Annotated in this window: 13 protein-coding genes and 1 pseudogene; 8 read left to right on the top strand and 6 right to left on the bottom strand. The window is 64.7% G+C overall.

Going from position 1 to position 19,565, the window contains the following annotated elements:
* Positions 1-54 precede the first annotated feature (54 nt).
* Both ACIBW7_RS17910 and ACIBW7_RS17915 read left to right on the top strand, forming a co-directional pair.
* The gene (locus tag ACIBW7_RS17910) at positions 55-720 is read left to right on the top strand and encodes an epimerase (protein ID WP_397047452.1); all 666 of its coding nucleotides are present in this window, start codon (positions 55-57) and stop codon (positions 718-720) included.
* A gap of 662 nt (positions 721-1,382) precedes the next feature.
* On the top strand, positions 1,383-2,579 hold the full coding sequence (locus ACIBW7_RS17915; protein WP_397047454.1) for a cytochrome P450: 1,197 nt from the start codon (positions 1,383-1,385) through the stop codon (positions 2,577-2,579).
* 374 nt (positions 2,580-2,953) lie between these two features.
* Here ACIBW7_RS17915 and ACIBW7_RS17920 read toward each other — a convergent pair whose 3' ends face one another.
* The gene (locus ACIBW7_RS17920; protein WP_397047456.1) at positions 2,954-4,462 is read right to left on the bottom strand and encodes an MFS transporter; all 1,509 of its coding nucleotides are present in this window, start codon (positions 4,460-4,462) and stop codon (positions 2,954-2,956) included.
* Between the two features lie 20 nt (positions 4,463-4,482).
* Here ACIBW7_RS17920 and ACIBW7_RS17925 point away from each other — a divergent pair, with 20 nt between their 5' ends.
* Positions 4,483-5,088, top strand: a complete 606-nt coding sequence (locus ACIBW7_RS17925; protein ID WP_397047458.1) for a TetR/AcrR family transcriptional regulator — start codon at positions 4,483-4,485, stop codon at positions 5,086-5,088.
* Positions 5,089-6,314: 1,226 nt separating this feature from the next.
* On the opposite strand, the gene ACIBW7_RS17930 is transcribed toward ACIBW7_RS17925, so the two are convergent.
* Positions 6,315-6,605 (bottom strand): MerR family transcriptional regulator, encoded by a 291-nt coding sequence (locus ACIBW7_RS17930; protein ID WP_397048164.1) that lies wholly within the window; start codon positions 6,603-6,605, stop codon positions 6,315-6,317.
* Between the two features lie 853 nt (positions 6,606-7,458).
* Here ACIBW7_RS17930 and ACIBW7_RS17935 point away from each other — a divergent pair.
* Together ACIBW7_RS17935 and ACIBW7_RS17940 are read left to right on the top strand one after the other, a co-directional pair.
* Entirely contained in the window at positions 7,459-7,893 is a 435-nt protein-coding gene (locus tag ACIBW7_RS17935) for an Hsp20/alpha crystallin family protein (RefSeq protein WP_397047460.1), read from the top strand.
* A 309-nt stretch (positions 7,894-8,202) separates the two neighbouring features.
* Positions 8,203-8,406, top strand: coding sequence for a cold-shock protein (locus ACIBW7_RS17940; protein WP_328404798.1), 204 nt, complete (start codon positions 8,203-8,205; stop codon positions 8,404-8,406).
* A 270-nt stretch (positions 8,407-8,676) separates the two neighbouring features.
* On the opposite strand, the gene ACIBW7_RS17945 is transcribed toward ACIBW7_RS17940, so the two are convergent.
* Entirely contained in the window at positions 8,677-9,612 is a 936-nt protein-coding gene (locus ACIBW7_RS17945) for a YihY/virulence factor BrkB family protein (protein ID WP_397047463.1), read from the bottom strand.
* A 234-nt stretch (positions 9,613-9,846) separates the two neighbouring features.
* Positions 9,847-9,951: pseudogene (locus ACIBW7_RS17950) on the bottom strand (macro domain-containing protein); the annotation flags it as partial.
* An 884-nt stretch (positions 9,952-10,835) separates the two neighbouring features.
* On the opposite strand from ACIBW7_RS17950, the gene ACIBW7_RS17955 reads away from it, so the two are divergent.
* Genes ACIBW7_RS17955 through ACIBW7_RS17965 form a run of 3 tightly spaced genes read left to right on the top strand, consistent with a single transcriptional unit; the run spans position 10,836 to position 17,051 of the window.
* Positions 10,836-12,506, top strand: coding sequence for a fatty acyl-AMP ligase (locus tag ACIBW7_RS17955; RefSeq protein WP_397047465.1), 1,671 nt, complete (start codon positions 10,836-10,838; stop codon positions 12,504-12,506).
* Between the two features lie 28 nt (positions 12,507-12,534).
* Positions 12,535-12,801, top strand: a complete 267-nt coding sequence (locus tag ACIBW7_RS17960; RefSeq protein WP_397047467.1) for an acyl carrier protein — start codon at positions 12,535-12,537, stop codon at positions 12,799-12,801.
* Entirely contained in the window at positions 12,798-17,051 is a 4,254-nt protein-coding gene (locus ACIBW7_RS17965; RefSeq protein ID WP_397047469.1) for a type I polyketide synthase, read from the top strand. The genes ACIBW7_RS17960 and ACIBW7_RS17965 overlap by 4 nt, the downstream gene beginning before the upstream one ends.
* Here ACIBW7_RS17965 and ACIBW7_RS17970 read toward each other — a convergent pair.
* Positions 17,010-18,176, bottom strand: a complete 1,167-nt coding sequence (locus ACIBW7_RS17970; protein WP_397047471.1) for a hypothetical protein — start codon at positions 18,174-18,176, stop codon at positions 17,010-17,012. The two genes, ACIBW7_RS17965 and ACIBW7_RS17970, sit on opposite strands and share 42 nt — an antisense overlap.
* 39 nt (positions 18,177-18,215) lie before the next feature.
* Positions 18,216-19,451 carry a tryptophan synthase subunit beta gene (trpB, locus tag ACIBW7_RS17975; RefSeq protein WP_397047473.1) on the bottom strand — a complete coding sequence of 412 codons (1,236 nt, stop codon included), beginning with the start codon at positions 19,449-19,451 and terminating at the stop codon, positions 18,216-18,218.
* Positions 19,452-19,565: the final 114 nt, after the last annotated feature.

A 19,565-nucleotide genomic window follows, 5' to 3' on the forward strand; every position in this document is an offset into this window, starting at 1 on the left:
ACCATCAGTGGCGGATGCCCACAATCCCCTTGTCGCTCAGGCAAGATGCCTGGCATGAAGGTAATCCTCTTCGGCGCGACCGGCATGATCGGGCAGGGGGTGCTCAACGAGTGCCTCCGAGACGAGCGGGTCGAGCAGGTCTTCGCCGTCGGGCGCAGCTCGCTGGGTATCGAGAACCCCAAGCTGCGCGAGCTGGTCCAGCCCGATCCGACCGATCTCTCCGTAATCGCCGGCGAACTGCCGGAGTTCGACGCCTGTTTCTTCTGCCTCGGTGTCTCCTCTGTCGGCATGAAAGAGGAGAACTACCGCCGGATCACCTACGACCTGGCCTTGAAGGTCGGTCGCACGCTGGCGGCCGCGAACGCGAAGCTGACGTTCATCTATGTCTCCGGGCAGGGAACCGACAGCACTGAGCAGGGTCGGTCGATGTGGGGGCGGGTGAAGGGGAAGACCGAGAACGATCTGCTCGCACTTCCCTTCCAGGCGTACATGTTCCGGCCCGGATTCGTACAGCCGATGGACGGTGCGGTCTCCAAGACCCGGCTGTATCGCGCCGCGTACGTAGTCACCGGGCCGCTGATCCCGCTGTTCAAGCGGCTGGCGCCGAACGCGGTCAACGACAATCGGGAGATCGGTCGCGCCATGATCGCCGTCGCGGCCTCTGGGGCGGACACTCGTGTGCTAACGCCCCGGGAGATCACCGCGCAAGCTACGCCCTAGCTGGTAGTGGAGCATCCGCTCGTGCCAGTTGCCGCGCCGCGAGGACACTGATGGCAGTGACCAAGACGTACGCACATCGCCATGCGCGGGCGTCCACTCTCGTTATGGCACCCCGCCCGGAGTGTGTCGGGCCTTGATGCTCCTGGATCGCTCGGACACAAACGACGCTCGTTGATGGCTGAACCACCGCAAGGTGTTCGCGCAATAACACACCACAGTGCGGCCGCAGGTCGATGACCTGCGGCTGCACTGTTCGATGGGCCTAACGCTTCACAACCCGAGCCCGCTGACGGTCGTTGGGCCGGCGATTCGAATCACGCCGGTAGGTACTCGGCGGATGTGAGCGGTCGTGTGCCGGGGCGCGCCGCGGGCAGGCCATAAGCGGCAAGAAAAGCACGCCATCGACACCATCAGACGTTCACCAACCGCGTTCGACGCACGATACTTCGAATCGGCTGCTGCCGACGCGGCGCGGAACGAGTGGCACGAAACCCCCTTGGACAGTACGCTTCTCGAAGTTTGCAGCAGTGGTTCGGCGACCGAAAGCAGGGATGCGCGGATGACCGCGTCCCCAGCACACACGAATATCTGGAGTTGCATTCTTGAGTACGACACAGTCCCGACCGGACACCCCGGCCTGTCCAGTCGTCCACGGCTCGCCGATGGCTACCGAAGGTCCGAGGGTGTCGCTGTACTCGTCGGAATTCGCCGCGGATCCGCACCGTGTTTACGACGAAATGCGAAGACAGTACGGCTCTTTGGCTCCGGTTGAGCTGGCGCCGGGCGTGCCGGCCACGTTGGTGGTCGGGTATGACACCGCGCTGCGGATCCTCAACGATCCCGAGCACTTCCCTGTCGATCCGCGCACCTGGCAGCAGAGCATCCCGGCCGACTGCCCCGTCCTGCCGCTTATGGAGTGGCGTCCCACCGGGAGTCGAAGCGACGGAGCGGCCCTCCAGCGCTACCGGCAGGCAATCACCACGAGTATCAACGCGGTAGATCTATATGCTCTCGATGCCACCGTGGAGAAGATCGCCATCCCGCTGGTCAACACCTTTTGCCAGGCCGGTACAGCCGATCTGATCAGTCAGTACGCGTTGCCGCTCGCATTCGCGGTCACCGATGCTCTGCTGGGCTGCCCGCCGGAGATCGGACAGCGGGTCGCCGCAGGCATGGCCGCGATGTTCGAGGGGATCGATGCCGAGGACGGCAACAAGATGATCGTCGAGGCGCTGCTGGAACTGCTGGCCCTCAAACGGACCCATCCTGGCAACGACATCACCTCGCTACTACTGCGGCATCCGGCCGAACTCGATGAACTGGAGATGATCCACCAACTGAACAGCGTCTACGGCGCCGGGATCGAACTGCAACAGAACCTGATCGGCAACACCCTGCTGCTGATCCTCACCGACGAACGCTTCGGTGGAAGTGTCGTCGGCGGGAACCTGTCCACCCGAGACGCCTTGGACGAAGTCTTGTTCAACAACCCGCCACTGGCGAACCTTCTCACCACCTACCCCCGTCAGCCGATCCTCATCGACGACGTCTGGGTGCCCGCGCACCAGCCGATCCTCATCAGCATGGCCGGCTGCAACAACGACCCCAAGATCCGGACCGAGAATCACACGGGCAATCGCTCGCATCTGGCGTGGGGCATCGGCCCACACGCCTGCCCCGCGCAGTCGCTGGCCTACCTGCTCGCTCAAAACGCCATCGATCAGCTTCTCGATGCGCTGCCCGAGATCCAGCTGGCCATACCAGCCGACGCACCGACCTGGCGGCCTGGCCCGTTCCACCGGTCCTTGGCGGCTCTACCGGTCACCTTTCCCCCCTCTGCTCCGTTGAACGGAGTCTGAGAATCTCGCAATCTCCCACGCGCGTCGGAAGCGACTAGGCGACCATCTCGATCGCCCGTAGCGACGCCCGCCGCCATGCCAGCGACCTGAATTCGAGATCGCCATGGAGCGCAGTTGGAAACGACTCGTCCTGCCGCTCGGTGAGGTGATCCATCGGCATGAGCGTCCGTCTACCCGCGCTACATGGACCGCCTACCCGGAGTGTGTCGGGCCTCGACGACCCTGGATCGCTCGGTCACAAACGACGCTCGTCGATGGCTGAACCGCCGCAAGGTGTTCGCACAATGCCACACAACAGCGAAGCCACAGGCCAATGACCTGTGCCTTCGTCATTTAGTGGGCCCAACGCTCCACAACCCGAACACTCTGACGGTTCAAGGGCCAGCGATTCCGATCAGGCCGGTAGGCGCTCGGCAGTGAAAACCATGGCTTGAAATGCTGATTTCACCGAATTGTCGGCGGTCGGCGCTCCGCTGGTACATCGGAGACCACCGCGTGCACCCCAACCGCCAACCCGCCCGGTATGCGGTATGAGCGGGCAGTCCGACGTCGGAGCTCGGGAACCGCTCCCGCTCGGGCGGGAGCGATCCTCCATCAGTGGGCTCAGGTTCCCATCCGGTGCGAGGCCCGAGTTTCCGAGGCACTCGCGAGTGGGCCACGGCCGGACCAGACAGCGAGTGTGGCCAAGGCCAGCAGCACACCGGCGAATACCAGGACTGCGGGCAGTGAGACGGCCCGCCGGTCAGTGCGCCGAGTCCGATCGCCAGGTTGAACACCGCGACCCACAGGGCAGAGGCTGCTTCCACCGCCTTGGGGGCTGCCGTGATCATCCATGTCTGCAGGCCCACCGACACGCCGCCGAAGATCAGGCCCCACCCGATCAGCAGTATCACTCCGCCGATCGAGCCGCGACCGAGGAGCGGGTAGAGCAGTACCAGCACGGTCAGGCCGGCGGCGATACCGAGCACGGCCCGGTGCAGGGCTCGCCCGAGGGCCGCGCCCGCGAGGAAGTTTCCGACGATGCCCGCCGTGCCGAATCCCAGCAGCAGGGGGCCGACGAATCCGGCATCGATGCCGGACAGCTGTTGCAGGATCGGCCTGACGAAGGTGTAGGCGGCGAAGTGCCCGGTCACGAGGAGAAACGTGGCCAGGATGCCGGCTCGTGCTCCGGGGTTGCGGAGTTGATCGGCGAGCTGGCGAAGTCCGACAGGTTGCGTGGCGACCAGGGGCGGCAGGACCGCGACCAGGACGAGGGACACCCCCAGAGCCAGAATGCTCAGCGCCGCGAATGCAAGGCGCCAGCCCGCGAATTCACCGAGTGCCGTCCCGAGTGAGACGCCGAGCACGTTCGCGGCCCCGACCCCGCCGAAGATGAGTGCGGTGGCTTTCGGCACGGCCTTCTCAGTCACCAGCCGCACGGCCAGGCCCGCGGCGACTGCCCAGAAACCGCCGATGGCGATGCCGACCAGCACTCGGGAGACCATCAGTATTCCGAAGTTGGGTGCCACCGCGGAGATCGCGTTGGCGGCGGTCATGAGACCCATCAGCACGACGAGCAGCACCCGTCGATCGAGTCGGCCGATGATCAGCGGAACCGCCGGCGCCGCGAGGGCGGCCACGATACTAGCTCCGGTCACCATCAATCCGGCCGTGCCCTCGGAGACCTGCAGCGCCGAGCCGACCGGAGACAGCAGTCCGATCGGTAGCTGTTCGGCCGTCACCAGCAAAAACGTACCAACCGCCACCGCGGTCACAGCGGACCAGCGATTCGTTTGTAGGGCAACGGGATTGGTTGCGTGTTGCGTCGTGGTCAAAGCCACTCCTCCAATTTGGTAGCGATCGTTCCCATATGAAGCAGAATAATATGGTAACGATCGCTCCACAACCGTGGTAGGCTACCGCTGTGGCACGTCCGCGGGAGTTCGACGAGCAGGAGGTGGTCGCCAAGGCGACTGCGTTGTTCCGGCGGCGCGGCTACCACGCCACCTCGGTGCGTGACCTGGGGGAAGAGCTGGATCTCAAGCCGAGCAGCCTGTATCGGACGTTCACCGACAAGCACACCCTGTTTCTGCGTGCACTGGATTACTACCGCGCACACGACTCGGTCGAAGCCAAACGCCGCCTCGAAGCGTCGGGTTCGTGCCGGGAAGCATTGCGGGACTGGATGATCTGGATGATCAGCGACACGCCCCACGACAATGTCGCCGACGGGTGCTTCGTGGTCAACACCGCGACCGAACTCGGTACCACCGACAATGCCGTGCAGGAACGGATCGAGGCCGCTTTCGACGTCACCCGCGACACGCTCGAAACGGTGCTGCGCCGCGGCCAGGCCGCAGGTGAGCTGCCGGCCGATCTCGATATCGGCGCGGCAATCGAATCCCTGTTCACCACGGTTCTGGGTCTGCGGGTCCGGGAACGTGCCCGTCACGAACCCGATCGACTGATCACCGCAATTGACTTCGGCATTCGCTCACTCGGCCCGGAACCCAAGCGCCGCCAATCCTGAGCTTTCCGTACAACGAAGGCCGACCGAAGAACAGCATGCCCGCGCTACAGCGACCATCCTCAAATCGGCATGCGCGGGCGTCTACTCTCGTCATGAAACCCTGGCCGGACTGCGTCGGGCCTTGACGCCCCTGGATCGCTCGGACACAAACGGCGCGCATCCATGACGGAACCGCCACGAGGTGTTCGCGCAATACCACACAACAGCGCAGCCGCAGATCGATGACCTGCGGCTTCGCTGTTCGATGGAGCTAAGGGGACTCGAACCCCTGACCCCCACGAAGAGGTTCATGAGACTAATCGGTCCGGCGAGACCTCGATGTTCGGCACCGACACCAACGATCGCCCCCGCGACGGCAACGAAAGTGGCCGCACCCTCCGACTATGAAGCCGCCGAATTACGTTCGGCCACAACGGAAATACAGCGCACAGCGAGGAACTCCCGTCGAGTCCGAACTGCACGACCTCCCCACCGGGCTACCCCGAACGCACCCCCACAACGGATACTCAACCCTCTATGACCCTCTCGTCAGAACGTCAAGTCGACCGGCGGCAACCCAGCCTCCCGGCCCACTGCGTCCAAGACGGTCCGTGACACCCGAGCAGACGACTGAGCAGGGGAAAAAGGCAATACGGCCGACGATCTCCCTTCGGCTCCGCGAGCAGTCCTCCCCCAGTAGGCACCCGACGTCGACGTCACATCGATGACGAAAGAGTGGGGTAACCGTGGGGCCGGCTCAAGTCTGCACCCACACCCGCGAACCGCCACCGAACGATACGCAACCTGCACCGCGAGTTACCTCGAACGCTCGGTAGTAGCAAGTGTCTAACTAGCCGATTTCCGTGCAGTCGTCTTGCCTACGGTCTGTGGCGTTGCCACCCTCGGTCGCCGGTCGCATCCCCGGCAGCGAGCGTCAGGATCATGTTCCGTGATGGCGGCCGGGGCCCCGCTCAGGCGGATCAAAAATGCACCCTGAATAGACGTGATAGATCCTCCGACTCGGAGGTCCGCGCCTTGGGCGGGTGGCCTTGGCGGCTGTATATACCGGCGAAAGCGTGGGTAACCGCAAGTAGCGGGCGTCGAATAAGTGTGGCCACTCCGCGACGAGATCAAATCCCGGACACGGGGTCGGATCACCGAGTGCTGCCCACCCACGCGTGACCTTCCAGTCGGCAGCGCGAATCGATTCCGCATATTTCGACAGCGGATCGGCCGCCGTTGTTCCGTCACTCCGGCGGGCGCCGATCCGTGCCCCGACTATCTCGGAGGGTTTGCTGTAGTTCGCTGTTGATGCGTTGGGCTTCGGCGAGCTGATCTTCGAGGATGACGATGCGGCACGCGGCCTCGAGTGGGTTGCCTTCGTCGACGAGTTGCCGGACCCGAGCCGCGATACGCAATTGGTAGCGAGAGTAGCGGCGGTGGCCACCCTCGGAGCGTTGCGGGGTCAGCAGTTCAGCGGCGTCGAGACCGCGCAGGAAGGCTTGAGTGACTCCGACGATTTCCGCGGCCCGGCCCATGCTGTAGGCGGGGTAGTCATCGTCATCGAGCCGGTCGGCGGGCGTGCTGTCAGGGTTCGCTTGCGGATCTTCCACTACACCTCTCGAGGATTTCATGCCTCCAGGCCCCGGCGCGTACAGCGCCGGGGCCTGGGGTCGATCTATCTGTTGTTTCAATTCCGACTATCGGCCGGCAAGGCCGGTGTCGCACACCGCGTCCGGACATGTCCACAAATGACGCGTAGTGCGTATGTGTTTGCTCGTAGACCACCTCCCGGTTCGTAGGATGCGCACCCCGCGCCAACCAGCGACGCGGTCCCGCCCGGAAACTCGTCGAGACGCTTCCTGCGCTTTCTTGCGGTGTTCTTCGTCCCCTCCGGCGGTAAACCAAACATCAACTACTTCACTTCACCCCAGCCGGAGGGGACGGCCGAACCTAACATCTTCCGGGCAGTTCATCTCTGCCACGGCCACCGGACTTCCTACTCTCTGAACAAGAGCGACAGTACAACAGTACGCATCGGTTGTCTACATTCACCACTACAGATTTCTTCTTCGCCGATCCGTAGCCCACTCCACCATTGACGGCCGCAACCGCTCGACTGTCACGAGCGGCAACCATTGCGAGGCAAGACACGCCCAACAAGCGCTCCCCGGCCCCGGTCAACAGCACGTGGGTGCACGAATAGACCCGGCGTACAGGCCTTTCCCTGCTGGGACGGCACGCCCGAAGCAGCGCACCATCCCACAGGGTTACGCCAGGGACGAATCCTGTCGACGCTCGCTGGTTGCACACAGTCACCCCCGGCGCTATAAGAAATATGCACCCACTGGCACAGATTATCTTGCCAGTAGATTCGAGAGGAAAGGACAGTTGAAGGTGGCGACCATGTTGATGCGTACCGATCCTTTCCGGGATCTGGACCGGTTCACACAGCAGGTATTCGGCACTGCGGCACGTCCGGCGGCGATGCCGATGGATGCGTGGCGCGAAGGCGAGGAATTCGTGGTCGAGCTGGATCTACCCGGCGTCGATCCGGATTCGCTGGATCTGGATGTCGAACGCAACGTACTCACCGTGCGAGCACAGCGTTCGGAGTTGAACGCGGGCCGGGAATTGATCGCCGCGGAACGACCACGGGGTGTGTTCAGTCGGCAGTTGTTCCTCGGCGAGTCCCTAGACACCGAGGCCATCAGCGCCGACTACAACGATGGTGTGCTGCGACTTCGCATCCAGATCGCGGAGAAAGCCAAGCCACGCAAGATCGACATCGAACGCAGCAACCGACGGCAGGTCATCAACGCCTGACGCGAACGAGTACGCCGGAAAAACGAACAGGCACTCCGGCCATCTCGGCCGGGCTCGCGTCGTGCACGTCCCTGCACAGCACCTCAACCGGCCGAACAGCCGCTCGCTGAGACCGACCCGATCGTGTGGGATACCGGAACAACGCGACGAGCGTTCGCTGTCCTCGTTACTCCGGTCGACCGTGTCGAGTGCTCGGTCCACGAGCCCCGGACGTGCGGATTCTGCGGTTCATGGCATAGTTGGCTGTTGAGACCGGGCGTATCGAAGTGATCTGCACGGCTCACCTACAGAGAAGAAGTTGTTAATAACATGGCTCAAGGCAGTGTGAAGTGGTTCAACGGTGAAAAAGGCTTCGGCTTTATCGCTCAAGACGGAGGCGGCCCTGACGTCTTCGTGCATTACTCGGCTATCGGCGGGGCGGGTTTCAAGTCGCTCGAAGAGGGCCAGCGCGTGGAGTTCGAGGTAGGCCAGGGCCAGAAGGGTCCGCAGGCCCAGGATGTCCGCGCTATCTGATCCAGCGTGACCTGTAAAGGCTCCGCACCATCGAGGTGCGGGGCCTTTCTCATTCGTGTAGCGCCGGCCGACTCCGGGATTGGTTCAGAAGCGATAGTTGGGCTACTCCGCTAGAGCGGAAGCCCGCACGAGCGCAGCGCACAAACACCCGAGGTGGCAGGAGGAATCCGAATCATCCAGCTCCGCCAGGCATTCAACAAGCCGGCCCGATCCCGAAAGAACAGCGCGCCCGCAAAAGCGGAACGCGAACACGCCGTGAACGACCGCTCATCAAGCGGCAGTGTCGGGTTCGTCACGCGCCGGTAGGAACGGTGTCGCATCAGGTGACCGTCCTTGCTCGATGCCGCGCCCACGCGCTAGTTCGGCATCGAACGCCGCACCCATCAGCACCGCGAGATTCGTGATCCACAACCACACCAGGAAGACCACCGCAGCGGCTAATGAGCCGTAAACCTTGTTGAACGAACCGAAATTCGCGACATAGACCGCGAATCCGGCTGAGGCAGTGGTCCAGACAATTACCGTAAGCACACTTCCCGGTGTCAGCCAACGGAACCCGGGGTGCCGAACATTCGGCGCGGCCCAGTAGAGCAGCGCGCACACCAAACTCACCAGCACAGCCAACACAGGCCACTTGAGTACATCCCAGATCCGGACACCCGCCGAGCCGACACCGAACCACCCACCGATCTCGCGAGCCACCGCTCCGGTGGCGACCACCCCGACCGTGCACGCCGCGACGACGACCAGCAGCGCGACGGTCAATCCAAGCCGCAGTGGCAACGTCTTCCACATCGAACGGCCTTCATCGATCTCGTAGATCGAGTTCGCGGCGCGAATGAACGCGCCGACGTAGGCGGAGGCGGTCCACACCGCGACGGCAAGCCCGGCCATCGCCACGGGCCCCGACAGCGAACGTGCATTCTGCAGATTCTCGATCGCGTCGACGAGAAGGGCGATACCGCTGCCCGGTCCGAGCTGCTCAACGGTGTCGATCAGCGTATCCGTCGAGCTGGGCTCCAGCATGCCGAGAACCGCAGTGAGCACCAACAGGCCCGGAAAGAGCGACAGCACGCTGTAATAGGTCAGCGCCGCAGCCCAATCCGTGAGCTTGTCCGACCAGACCGCGCCAATCGTGCGCCACAGCGCATCACGCCAGGATCTCCACCGCAGGTCCGTCGGGCCCGACACCCGCTCAACAGTCATCCACGCACCTCCCGGCCAGCACGCGGATACCCAGGCGCCGTCACCCAAAACACATGGCCGGCTACAGGTCGTGCGCCTCCGGGCCTCGATTGATCGCACTTTGTCGACAAGCCACGCCCGAGACTGGTCGCGGGCAGCGCTGGTGCACGTCGAGCGCAACCCTGAGTCCGGGCGCAAGCCACGGCGTCCAGGTCAGGAACAGCCACCCTCCCACACGTCCCCCAGCATGCACGGCATGCCGGTCAGAATGGCTGGGAACGCGACCGTGCGTGCGCCCAGTTCGTCGGCCACCCGCAGGGATTCGCGATAGCAGGAGGCCCGCAGTGCCGAGCGGTCCTCGGCGTCCGAGGAGTTGTTCGAACAGTTCCCATTCGTCGTTGTCGAAGATCTCGATCTCGGTGTCGTCGTCGCGGGGTAGCCGGATGCCCGCGCAGGGGTTGAATGCCAGCAGCGGTGTCGGGCGTTGTTCGACGGCCGCGCGCATGGGGGCGGACAGGAAGCCGTGTTCGTTCTTGATCGTCTTGGGGGCGTTGCCCTTGTCCTGTTCGAGGTAGACGATCCAGGCGGCGTCGGTGTCCTGGGTGACGGCCTCGAGGGTGGCGTGCTCGCCGAAGAACGGGACGATGTCGTTGACGATAAAGCGTCGGTATTTGGCGCGACCGTCCTCCTGGACGCCGGTGAGTCGCGGGTCAGCCAGTCGAGCAGCAGGACCGCACCGGTACCTGCGTCGTGTTTGCCCGCCACGACGTCGCGGGCAGCGTCGAGGCCGATGCGCTCGATCAGGTCGGCCCACCACTGGGCCTCGCTGTATTCGTCGAAGCTCTCGGCCCGACTGCCGGCGTTTGCGCTCGGTGTCGTAGTAGTGGAACGGGACCTGCCAGCTGACGGTGCCGTCCTTGCGGGTGCGCGGGCGAGGTGCGGGCATGCGCCACTCCTGTCGTGTCGAAGATGGCGACACGAGCTGCCGGAGAAGCGGTGGTGACCGCGATCGAGATCGAGATCGAGATCGAGGCTACCAAAATAGCCTCTGACCTGCACATACGACAGTGGAGCTAAGAGGACTCGAAACCCCGGACTCCACGTTGCCACTCTGTGAGCACCCTGGGGGGAGAATTGCCCACCCCTCGGGTTTGCTGGGCGATCCCTGAGGTCTCTGTTCCGCGGGGCGCGAACACCGGACAGTTATCCGTGTACCCGTTCCCGATCTCCCGGAGGAATCCCCTATGCAGCCGAGCTACGTTCACCACGTCCGTCGGCAGGTATGCGAATACGGGGATACGAGGTCGTATACCTATCTGCGTGAGGTCGGACGCGAGCTCGTCGAGGAGATCGTCAGCTATCGCGAACTCGATCGCGACGCCAGGGCTGTGGCCGCTTGGTTGGCCGATCGTCCGGAATCGGGGCAGCCCGTTGTGCTCCTCTACCAGGACGGTATGGCGTTTCTGCGAGCATTTCTCGGCTGTCTGTACGCCGGCGTTGTGGCCGTTCCCGCGCCGCTGCCGCACTACGAGCGCAGCGCCGACCGGGTAGCGGGCATAATCGCGGACTCCGGCGCCCGGTTGGTGCTTACAACCAGCCAATTCCAGCCGCTGGTCGCGGCGGCCACGACGGCGATCGTGGCCGCCACCGACGTTCCGCTCGGCGACCCCGACGCCTGGCAAATGCCCGATATCGACTCCGGGACGATCGCATTCCTGCAATACACCTCGGGATCGACCGGCACCCCGAAGGGTGTCGTCGTGACGCACGGCAATCTCATGCACAACGAGGCGGCCATCGCCGTCGGCGGCGAGCTGGACGATACCGCGACCGGTGTCAGCTGGATCCCGAACTTCCACGACATGGGCCTGATCGGCTTTGTGCTGGGGGCGGTGTACTTCGGCGCGAATCTGGTGTTCATGTCGCCGACGACATTCCTCAAGCGTCCGATGCGCTGGCTACAGGCCATCAGCAAGTACCGAGCAACCTACACCGGCGCGCCGAATTTCGCCTACGACCTGATCGTGCGCCGAGTCACCGACGAGCAGCTGGCAGATCTCGATCTCAGCAGTCTGCGGTCCGCGTTGTGCGGCGCCGAGCCGGTTCGCGAACGAACCGTGGCGGCGGTAAACGAGCGGTTCGCGGTCGCAGGATTGCGGCCCACGGCATTCCTGCCGGCCTACGGCCTGGCGGAGGTGACGCTGCTCGCCAGCTACGGACGGATCGACGCGGCACCGGTCTACCTCGACGCCGGACGCGATACCCGGCTCGTCAGTTGCGGACGCGCGGCGCGTGGTCTCGACATCCGCATCGTCGACCCGCACACGCGCAAACAGGTGCCGGACAACACCGTCGGCGAGATCTGGATTCGCGGCGAGAGTGTTGCGGCCGGCTATTGGAACCGTCCCGATGAGACCCGCGAGACCTTCGACGCACACCTCGGGACCGAGGGGCCGTTCCTGCGCACCGGTGATCTCGGTCTGCGACACGACGAGGAACTGTTCATCGCCGGCCGACTCAAGGATCTGCTGATCATCAACGGCCGCAACCTCTATCCCCAGGACGTCGAGGAACTGGTGGGCGAGCTGCATCCGGCACTCGCCGGCAGCGTCGGCGTCGCCGTATCCGTCGACGCGGGGGGCCGGGAACGAATGGTCGTACTGCAAGGCGTCAAGAAGGCGCTGCTCGGCGAGGCCACGCTGACCGAGCTGACCTCGGCGATCAAAATCGCGGTGGCCCGAAGGTTCGATGTGCCCGCACCGAATGTCGTTCTCGTAGAAACCCGTTCGGTGCATCACACCACCAGCGGCAAGGTCCAGCGCGGCTCGATGCGGGCGGCGTTCCTGGAGGATCGCGTCGAGGGTGTCCTGCACGAAGATCTCGAACCGGCACTGAGCCGATCACTGACCGTCTGACCGACCCCGTACCGCCGAGGAGCCGAATATGTTCGACACAGCTGCCGCCTGCCCGACATCGATCCAGGGCTGGCTCGTGAAGCGCGTCGCGGATTACACCGAACGTGCACCGCACCAAGTGGATCCGGCGGTCCCACTCGCCGAACTCGGCCTCGACTCCGCTTCGGCGGTGACCCTGTGCGGTGAGATCGAGGACCGGTGGTCACTCGACGTCGACCCGACCCTGGTCTTCGACTACCCCACCATCGCCGATATCGCCGCCCACCTCGCCGCCGAATTCGCCCACGCCGCATGACCGATATCGCCATCGTCGGCCTGGATTGCCGATTCCCGCAAGCACCCGATCCGAATGCACTGTGGCAGATGCTGCTCGAAGGACGAGACGCGATTTCGGAGGTGCCCACGAATCGCTGGCATGCCGACGACTTCCACGATCCGGCCGGTGCGCCCGGCACGATCAATACCCGCAGCGGCGGATTCATCGACGATGCGGACGCGTTCGACCACGAATTCTTCGGTATCGCACCGCGGGAAGCCGAAGCGATGGATCCGCAACAGCGCCTGCTGCTGCAGTCCACCTGGCGGGCCTTTGAGGATGCCGCACTCGACCCCCGGGCCCAGTCCGGCACGCGCACCGGGGTATTCGTCGGCGTGATGGCCAATGAATGGGCAAACCTCCAGATGAGCGATTATGCCGCCATCACACCTCAGCACGGTTCGGGCAACGGATATTTCATGACCGCGAATCGCCTGTCCTATCAGCTCGATCTGCGCGGCCCGAGTATCGCGGTCGATACCGCCTGTTCGTCATCGCTGGTCGCGATCCATCTTGCCTGTGGCGCACTGGCTTCCGGCGAATGCGATCAAGCGGTGGCCGGTGGCGTGAACCTCGTTCTCACCCCGGCCGTCGGTGTGTTCTACACCCAGGCCGGCCTGTCCGCACCCGATGCCCGCTGTAAACCGTTCAGCGGCAACGCCGATGGGATTGTGCGCGGTGAGGGTGTCGCGGTTCTCGTGCTGCGGCGTTTGGCCGATGCGGTGGCCGAGGGGCTGCCGGTCTACGCGGTGATCAAGGGCAGCGCGGTCAATTCCGACGGCCGCAGCAACGGCATCACCGCGCCGAACCGGTGGGCACAGCAGCAGGTGATCACCGAGGCGTATCAGCGGGCCGGCATCCAGCCCGAGGCCGTGGACTTCATCGAAGCACACGGCACCGGAACGATTCTCGGTGACATGATCGAGGTCAAGGCGCTCGGCGCACTGCACGGGACGAACCGGGCCGAACCCTGCGGCATCGGTTCCATCAAGGGCAATCTCGGCCATACCGAGGGCGCTGCAGGCGTCGCCGGACTGATCAAGGTCGCGCTCGGTCTGCACCACGGTGTCGTCGCGCCGACGAGATTCGCCGAACAGGAAAACCCTCGGCTGCGGATGAGTCACCATGGTCTGCGCCTGGTCGCGGAACCGATGCCGCTGCACGGACCGGCGCTCGGCGGGGTCAGCAGCTTCGGGATCGGTGGTACGAATGCGCACATCGTGCTGGCTAGCGCACCCGCGAAGCAAGCTCCGACGGCGTCCGGCGGTGGCGTACTCACGCTGTCGTCGAATGATCAGGAAGGACTGCGGCGCAACGCGCTTCGCCTCGCCGACGCATTGGCGACGGTGCCGGAGGATCGGTTCGCGCAGCTGTGCTGGACCAGTAACCAGGTCAAATCTTCCGGGCGAACTCGACTCGCGATCGTCGCGAACGATCGCGCCGATGCTATCGCAAGCCTGCGGGGCGAGCCCGAAATCGGTGTGGCACAAGCGGTCGGCACCGGTTGGATGTTCACCGGTCAGGGTTCGCAATTCGCCGGTATGGCACGGGCATTGGACGCGGCGGACCCGTTGTTCCAGCACGCCCTGTGGGCGGTCGACGATTGCATGATCGATCACCTGGATCGCTCGGTGCGCGACCTGCTGCTCGATGAGAGCGCCGATATCGACCGCACCGACCTCGCACAACCCGCCATCTTCGCGATGGAATACGCACTCGCCCGGTCGCTCGCCGACGCGGGCGTGCGGCCCGCATGGCTCATCGGGCACAGCATCGGCGAATTCGCGGCCGCGGCCGTCGCGGGCGTTTTCGACCTCGACGACGCGTGTCGACTGGTAGTCGCGCGCGGTCGGCTGATGCAGCAGTTGCCGACGGGCGGTGCGATGCTCGCGGTACGCGCGGCCGAGGACCGGGTGGCCGATCTGCTCGCCGAGGAACCCTTGCTTGCGATCGCCGCTGTCAATGGTTCGGCAGATCTCGTGCTCTCCGGTCCGGCCGCGGCGATCGAGCGGATCCGGGTGGCACTCGACGCTCGTGCGGTGATCACGAAGGCGCTCAATGTTTCCCACGCGTTCCACAGCCCGCTGATGGAGCCGATGCTGGCGGAGTTCGAGGCCGTCGCCCGCGACTGCGTCTACCGTGCACCGAATATTCCCATCTATTCGACCGTGCGCGGACGGTTGCTCGATGCTTCCGAGCCGATGGATGCCGCGTACTGGACCGAACACGTCTGTGCCACTGTTCGATTCGCCGACGCCGTGACGGGGGCACTCGGCACCGAGCCCAGCCACATCATCGAGGTCGGCCCGCGAAAGGTCCTGGCGGCGCTGGTCGGCCGGATTCGGCCCGAGCTGGCGGCGCGCTGCCTCGCGCCCAGCCCCGGACCGGGTGCGACCGGCGCCGAATTCGCGCAGACCCTTGCCGCGCTGTACCGCGACGGTTTCAACCCCGATTGGGATCGGCTCTACCGACCGGCGCAACGAGTCCGTCGCCGCCTGCCGACCTACGAGTTCTCGACCGAACACCGATTCTGGGTCGAACCCCCCACCCACACAACGACTTCCACAACCCCTGAGGCAACAACCACTATGGATCAATTGATCGCACTCTTCCGCGAGCAGGCCGCCGTATTGGCCAGTGTCGCAACGGGATCCACCGAGATCCGGACACCGCTGCCGGACACCGAGCGGTCGTCGGTCAGCCCGGAGGCGGTCGCCGGCATCGTGCGCGCGGAGGTGGCCCGGGTCAGCGGCTTCCCCGCCGACCTATTGCGGGACGACCGGACTATCACCGACGGCCTCGGGCTCGATTCGATCATGCTCACCGACCTGTTCGGCGGACTCGTCCGCAAACTTCCCGGACTGACCATCGATCCGAGCTGGTTCACCGCGACGACGACACTGGATGATGTCATCGGCTATGTCGCGGATCAGTTCACCGGTGCGCCCACGCCCGCCGCGCCGGAACCCGAGCGCGTCACCGTCGCGCCGGAGTATCGGATCTCCGACTTCGCCGAGGTGCGGGCGATCGCCGATCGGCTCTCCGGCGCGGAGGCGCTCGGGCTGTCGAATCCGTACTTCCTGATCAACGATGGCGTCACCCGGGACACCTCGGTAATCGACGGCGCGCCGGTGCTCAACTTCTCCAGCTACAACTACCTGGGCCTGTCCGGTCATCCGGCGGTTGTGACGGCGGTGCAGGATTCGGTTGCCCGCTACGGCAGTTCGTGTTCGGCCAGCCGTGTGCTTTCCGGAGAGAAGCCGGTGCATCGCGACCTGGAGGCCGAACTCGCCGGTTTGCTCGGCACCGAGGATGCGATCGCGCTCGTCGGCGGCCATTCGACGAATGTCACGATCATCGGACATATCGTCGGCCCGCAGGATCTGGTGATCCACGACAGCCTCGCGCACGACAGCATCCTGCAGGGCTGCCAACTCTCCGGCGCGACGCGGCGGCCGTTCCCGCACAACGACCATGCGGCACTCGACCAGCTGCTCACCGAAATCCGGCACCAGTATCGCCGCGTGCTGATCCTCATCGAGGGCGTCTACAGCCAGGACGGCGACATTCCGGACCTGCCCGCGATCATCGAGGTCAAGCGGAAGCACCAGGCGCTGTTGATGATCGATGAGGCGCACAGCATCGGTGTGCTCGGCGCCGGCGGTGGCGGCATCGGCGAATACTTCGGCGTCGATCGCGGCGACGTCGAATTGTGGTCCGGCACGATGTCGAAGGCGCTGGCCGGCTGCGGCGGCTATGTGGCGGGCAGCGCCGAACTGATCCGCTTCCTCAAATACACCACGCCGGGATTCGTCTACAGCGTCGGCATGACCCCGATGAATGCGGCCGCGTCGGTGGCGGCGATCCGCCAGCTGCGCGCCGATCGCACGCCGCTGGATCGCCTGCGGCACAGTGCACAACTGTTCCTGCGGCTGGCCCGCGATGTCGGTATCGACACCGGTGACAGTGCGGACACCCCGATCATCCCGTGCATCATCGGCGACTCGATGCAGACGCTGACACTGTCGAACGCGCTGTTGCGCCGCGGCATCAACGTCAACCCGATCCTCTACCCCGCGGTCCCGGAAAACCTTGCCCGTCTGCGCTTCTTCGTCACCGCATGCCACACCGAGGACCAGATTCGCGACACGGTAAAGATCCTCGCCGAGGAGTTGGCCCTGCTTCGGTCAGCTGGCCGAGCCGAACTCACTACCGATCTCGGCGAATAACACCGGGGCATCGGCACCGAAGGTGACCGCGGCGGTATGCAGCGCTGCTATCGCCGCGGTCAACGCGTCCGGATCCATTGCGTGCTCGATGGCGCTGAATGCGAAGTGCGGGCGATGCACGGGACCGATATCGAAGGGATTCGCTTGCGGACGCCGCGTCGCGTCGAGGGTCGCGACAAGTTGGCGCGACCTGTCCTCGGCAGGTCCGAACTCCTCCTCGTCCAGACGCCCGAAGGCGGTCTCCATGTCATCGAACGGCGGGGGTAACGGTCGCCCTTCATTCAACGCCGTCAATGCCGGTGCCACCCAGGGCCTTTCGGCGATACCCGCCAACTCGCAGGCCTTGACCGCGCACCGTCGAGCCAGCCGCCGCAGGGTCGGCTCGTCCATGTCGGCGATCGCCTCGGCGAGCGGGCGGTCGAAGCGGGCCAGTTCTGCGGCCGAAACGTGTTCACGCAGTTCCGGTATCGGTTCACCACCCCATTCCGTGCGCGCCATCTCCGCCTCGAGGTCAGCGGCCCGGATGCGTCGGGAACCCGTGGAGTCCATGAGGAGAACCCATTCCTCATCCACGAAATCCTCCGGCGCGGTTCGCCCGGATATCGGCACATTTTCCGGGATGCCGTAGCCCGGCATATCCCACTGCCGGTGCGGGAGGAGGTCGCCACCGTCGTCGGGCCACAACCGAATCCGCCAGATATCACCGGGCGTCGTGGTCCCCGGCCAGCCGTAGCTCACGAATCCGCGACCACTGACTTCGATCAGATAATCACCGGGCGGCACCGGACACGGATCCGCCCACATGTCAGGCGGCGACGAAATACTGAGCGCTCCATCGGAATCCACGGCGAGCCGCCCCTCGCAGACCTGCTGCCAGTCGTCGCGATCGTTCGGCGGCCTGTCATCCCACACCTGCACCGTGATCGACATCTCGAAGTTGTTCTGATGCGGGCTCAGCACGAGCAGAACGTTGCCGTCACCCGCGCACGGCTGCTGCGCCCACGCCTGATCGAGGAGGTCGAGTTCGCTATCCGGATCGCCGAGACCGCCGTCTATGCAGAATTGGCCGTAATCCATCATCAGCTCGACCGTATGCTCGGCAATCCGGTTCGCCCCGTTGGTCATTCGGCCATCCTGGCATGGCGGGGCCGATCCGCGAATTGGCTATCCGGCCAGCCGCTCCGCCGCGATGGCGAGATCCTTATCGCCGCGCCCGGAGAGCCCGAGTACCACGATCGAGTCGGCGGGCAGGTCACCGTGTTCGGCAAGTTCGAGGACATAGCCGACGGCGTGGGCGGATTCGAGGGCGGGAATGATGCCTTCGGTGCGGGTGAGGGCGTGCAGGCCGCGCAGCGCCACGGCGTCGGTGGCGGTGCGGTAGGTGACGCGCCCGATGTCCTTGAGATAGCTGAGTTCCGGGCCGACTCCAGGATAGTCGAGGCCCGCGGCGATGCTGTGGGTCGGCGTGACCTGTCCGTCGTCGTCCTGCAGCAGATAGCTGTAGGCGCCATCCATTTCGCCGGGACTGCCCGCGCTGAGGGTGGCCGCATGAACCCCGGTTTCGACGCCGAGGCCCGCGGCCTCGACACCGATCAACTGAACGTCCGGTTCGTCGACGAAGGGGTGAAACAGGCCGATGGCATTGCTGCCGCCGCCGACACACGCCACGAGGTAATCCGGTAGTCGGCCTTCGGATTTCAGGATCTGCAGTCGGGTCTCGCGGCCGATGACGGTTTGCAGATCGCGCACGATCATCGGATACGGTGCGGGCCCGGCCGAGGTGCCGAACAGGTAGTGCGTGGTATCGAGGTTCGACACCCAATCCCGCACCGATTCGCTGATGGCCTCCTTGAGTCTGCGGCTGCCGGTCTCCACCGGACGCACCTCCGCGCCGAGCAGCGTCATCCGCATGACATTGGAGGCCTGGCGGCGCATATCGTGCGCTCCCATATAGATGACGCACGTCATGCCGAGCATCGCGCAGACGGTCGCCACCGCGACTCCGTGCTGACCGGCACCGGTCTCGGCAATGATCCGGGTCTTGCCCATCCGCTTGGCCAGCAATCCCTGGCCCAGTGCGTTATTGATCTTGTGCGCACCGGTATGGGTCATATCCTCGCGTTTCAGATACACCCGGACGCCCGGCACCGCCAGCAACTCGGCGAAGCGCGGCACCTGATGCAACAGCGTGGGACGGCCGACCCGAGTGCGCAGCAATTCGCCGAGTTCGTCGCGGAATCCGGCATCGGCCCGCGCCACCGCATAGGTCTGTTCCAATTCCAGCAGCGCCGCCATCAGACCTTCGGGGACATACCTGCCACCGAACTCACCGAACCGCCCGCGCTCGTCCGGAAGTGTGCTCGATAGCAACGCGCCCCGCGACACATGATCAATAACCATCCACACCAACGCTTCCTGCCACGAGTCCCCAGCACCTGTCTACTTCGACTCGCCGCATCGCGCGCGCCCGCAACGGATTAGTTAACAGTCTCTTTAGTTTGCCGATTCGGGATT

The organism is Nocardia sp. NPDC049526 (genome assembly GCF_044465765.1).
Classification (GTDB): Bacteria; Actinomycetota; Actinomycetes; order Mycobacteriales; family Mycobacteriaceae; genus Nocardia.

What these genes read in the sequence shown, in the direction of transcription:
- ACIBW7_RS17910 (WP_397047452.1), top strand. Translation starts at nt 55, where the DNA reads ATGAAGGTAATCCTCTTCGGCGCGACCGGCATGATCGGGCAGGGGGTG.
- ACIBW7_RS17915 (WP_397047454.1), top strand. Translation starts at nt 1,383, where the DNA reads ATGGCTACCGAAGGTCCGAGGGTGTCGCTGTACTCGTCGGAATTCGCC.
- ACIBW7_RS17930 (WP_397048164.1), bottom strand. Translation starts at nt 6,605, where the DNA reads ATGGGCCGGGCCGCGGAAATCGTCGGAGTCACTCAAGCCTTCCTGCGC.
- ACIBW7_RS17940 (WP_328404798.1), top strand. Translation starts at nt 8,203, where the DNA reads ATGGCTCAAGGCAGTGTGAAGTGGTTCAACGGTGAAAAAGGCTTCGGC.
- ACIBW7_RS17945 (WP_397047463.1), bottom strand. Translation starts at nt 9,612, where the DNA reads ATGACTGTTGAGCGGGTGTCGGGCCCGACGGACCTGCGGTGGAGATCC.
- ACIBW7_RS17955 (WP_397047465.1), top strand. Translation starts at nt 10,836, where the DNA reads ATGCAGCCGAGCTACGTTCACCACGTCCGTCGGCAGGTATGCGAATAC.
- ACIBW7_RS17960 (WP_397047467.1), top strand. Translation starts at nt 12,535, where the DNA reads ATGTTCGACACAGCTGCCGCCTGCCCGACATCGATCCAGGGCTGGCTC.
- ACIBW7_RS17965 (WP_397047469.1), top strand. Translation starts at nt 12,798, where the DNA reads ATGACCGATATCGCCATCGTCGGCCTGGATTGCCGATTCCCGCAAGCA.
- ACIBW7_RS17970 (WP_397047471.1), bottom strand. Translation starts at nt 18,176, where the DNA reads ATGACCAACGGGGCGAACCGGATTGCCGAGCATACGGTCGAGCTGATG.
- trpB (WP_397047473.1), bottom strand. Translation starts at nt 19,451, where the DNA reads ATGGTTATTGATCATGTGTCGCGGGGCGCGTTGCTATCGAGCACACTT.